This window comes from Allobosea sp., assembly GCF_036675845.1.
Classification (GTDB): Bacteria; Pseudomonadota; Alphaproteobacteria; order Rhizobiales; family Beijerinckiaceae; genus Allobosea.
Genome location: NZ_JAKFED010000038.1, coordinates 1 through 2,969, shown reverse-complemented (window position 1 = coordinate 2,969; position 2,969 = coordinate 1). Strand labels below are relative to the sequence as shown.

General features: G+C 68.4%; 2 protein-coding genes. One reads left to right on the top strand and one right to left on the bottom strand.

The features are described from left to right. A partial coding sequence (gene guaD / locus V6M56_RS03575; RefSeq protein WP_332681313.1) for a guanine deaminase occupies positions 1 to 1,151 on the bottom strand: 1,151 nt, incomplete at its 3' end. A gap of 117 nt (positions 1,152 to 1,268) precedes the next feature. On the opposite strand from guaD, the gene V6M56_RS03570 reads away from it, so the two are divergent. Next, positions 1,269 to 2,852: a xanthine dehydrogenase small subunit gene (locus V6M56_RS03570; protein WP_332681311.1), complete on the top strand. Its 1,584-nt coding sequence runs from the start codon at positions 1,269 to 1,271 to the stop codon at positions 2,850 to 2,852. Positions 2,853 to 2,969 lie beyond the last annotated feature (117 nt).

Genomic DNA, 2,969 nt, shown 5'->3' with positions numbered 1-2,969 from the left:
TCCGCCTCGCGGCCCGGCTCGAACGAGCCGATCAGGTGATCCAGCCCGAGCGCGAGCGCATTGCCGCGCGTGATCGCGTGCAGCGCCTCGAAGGCCGAGAGCGACTGCCCCTGCAATTGCAGCACCTTGTAGGCCTCGGCCATGGTCCGCAGCATCGAATAGGAGGTGCCCCCGCCGATGTCGGTGGCGACGGCCACCTTGACGCCCTCCCGCCTGGCGCGCTCCCAGTCGAACAGGCCGGACCCGAGGAAGAGGTTCGAGGTCGGGCAGAAGACGGCGACGGCGGCGTGCTCGGCGAAGGCGCGCCATTCGCGCTTGGTCATGTGGATGCAGTGGCCGAGCAGGGTCTTCTTCCCGAGCAGCCCGAAATCCTCGTAGATGCCGGCATAGTCGGCGGCTTGCGGGTAGAGCTCGCGAGCAAGCGCGATCTCGGCCCGGTTCTCGTCGATATGGGTCTGGACGAAGCAGTCCGGATGCTCGGCGGCGAGCCGGCCGGCCGCCGCCAGTTGCTCCGGCGTCGAGGTCACGGCGAAGCGCGGCGTGATCGCGTAGAGCTGCCGGCCCTTGCCGTGCCAGCGTTCGATCAGCGCCTTGCTGTCGGCATAGCCGCTTTCGGGCGTATCGGTCAGCGCCGCCGGGGCGTTGCGGTCCATCATCACCTTGCCGGCGATCATCCGCGTATTGCGGCGCTGCGACTCGGCGAAGAAGGCCTCCGCCGACTGCCTGTGCACCGAGCAGTAGACCGCTGCGGTGGTCGTGCCGCTCGCCAGCAACTCGTCGAGCAGGAAGCGTGACAGCTTCTCGGCATGGCCCTGCTGGGAAAGCTTCTGCTCCTCGACGAAGGTGTATTTGTTGAGCCACTCCATCAACTGCGCGCCGTAGCTGGCGACCACCTGCGTCTGCGGCATGTGGATATGGGCGTCGATGAAGCCCGGCATGATCAGATGCGGGCGATGATCAACGATCTCGGCATCGGCCGGCAGCGTCGGCAGCAGGGTTCGCGCCTCTCCTGCGGCGCGGATCAGGCCGCCTGCGATGACGAGCAGCCCGTCCTCGACATAGCGATGCGCGGCCTCGCCTGCGCCATGCGGATCGCCGACGAACCAGAGAAGCCGGCCCCGCAGGGCGCGAACCGCATCGTCTTTGCTCAAGGCTGCCTGCTCCGGCTCGAAATCAGCTCTTATCTGCACCAAATCAAAGCTTCCGGCCAAGCGACGAACGTGCCTAATCTCGTGGCATGACCGCGATTTGCCTCCGGCGGAGCCGCCATGCGTGAGACCGTCCGCTTCCTGCTCGGCGATGAGCTGGTCGAGATCGCCGCCTGCGATCCGACCCGGACGGTGCTGGACTGGCTGAGGCTCGACCGACGCCGCATCGGCACCAAGGAGGGTTGCGCCGAGGGCGATTGCGGCGCCTGCACCATCGTCATCGGCCGGCTCGACCACGGCCGGCTGCGCTATGAGGCGATCAATGCCTGCATCCGCTTCCTGCCGACGCTGGACGGCTGCCAGCTCCTGACCGTCGAGCATCTCAGGCAGGCCAATGGCACGCTCCATCCGGTGCAGCAGGCGATGGCGGACTGCCATGGCTCGCAATGCGGCTTCTGCACGCCCGGCATCGTGATGTCGCTGTTCGCGCTTTGGCTGAACGAAGATGCGCCTTCGGTCACGCGCATCGAGGAAGCGCTCGCCGGCAATCTCTGCCGCTGCACCGGCTATGAGCCGATCGTCGCCGCAGCGCTGCGCATGGCCGGCGCCGCGCGGTCGCAGGATCGGTTCATAGTTGCGCAGGCCGAGACCGCAGCCCGCCTCGCCGCGCTCGCCGACATGGAAACCGTGGCGGTCGGCGATGGCGAGCGGCGCTATTATGCGCCGGCCACCACCGAAGCCCTCGCCGAGCTCGCCGCGACCCACCCGCAGGCGACGCTACTGGCGGGGGCGACCGATGTCGGCCTCTGGGTGACCAAGGCGATGCGCCGGCTCGATCCCGTGATCTATCTCGGCCGCGTCGAGGCCCTGCACGAGATCCGCGATGCGGGCGACCATCTCCGCTTCGGCGCGATGGCGAACCTGATCGAGGTCCGCAAGGCGCTCGCCCGGCTCTCGCCCCAGCTCGACGAGATGATGCGCCGTTTCGGCGGCGAGCAAATCCGCAACGCCGGCACGATCGGCGGCAACATCGCCAATGGCTCGCCGATCGGCGACCTGCCGCCGGCGCTGATCGCTCTGGGAGCGACGCTGGTGGTGGCGCGCCTGGCTCCCCGTCATCTTGAGGAGCGCAGCGACGACGCGACCCAGGGGGACGTAGAGCGAGCCCCCCTGGATCGCTTCGCTTCGCTCGCGATGACGGAGGGAGGAGACGGCATCGAGCGCCGGACCATCCCGCTCGAGAGCTTCTTCCTCGACTACCGCAAGCAGGACCGGCGCGAGGCTGAGTTCGTCGAGGCGGTGCTGGTGCCGAAGCTGCCGGCCGATGCGCTCTTCCACGTCTCGAAGATCTCGAAGCGCTTCGACGAGGACATTTCGGCGTTGTGCGGCGCCTTCTTCCTGCGTCGCGACGCTAACGGCCGCATTGCCGAGGCCCGGCTTGCCTTTGGCGGCATGGCCGGCATTCCGAAGCGGGCCAAGGCGGCGGAGGCCGCCCTGCTCGGCCAGCCTTGGGACGAGGAGGCGGTCGCGGCCGCGAGCGCGGCGCTGGCCGAGGATTTCACCCCGCTCAGCGACATGCGCGCCTCGGCCTACTATCGGCTCAAGGTCGCTGGCAACCTGCTGCGCCGCTTCCTGCTTGAAACGCGTGAGCCGGCCGTTTCCGTGCGCGTCGCCGGGCTCTTGGCGGAGGCCGACCATGGCTGACGCGCGCAAACGCCTCGACATGGTCGCGGAGGCGGCGCTGGTCGGCGCGGCGCTGAAGCATGACTCCGCCGAGAAGCACGTTTCCGGCGAGGCGCTCTATATCGACGACATCGCCGA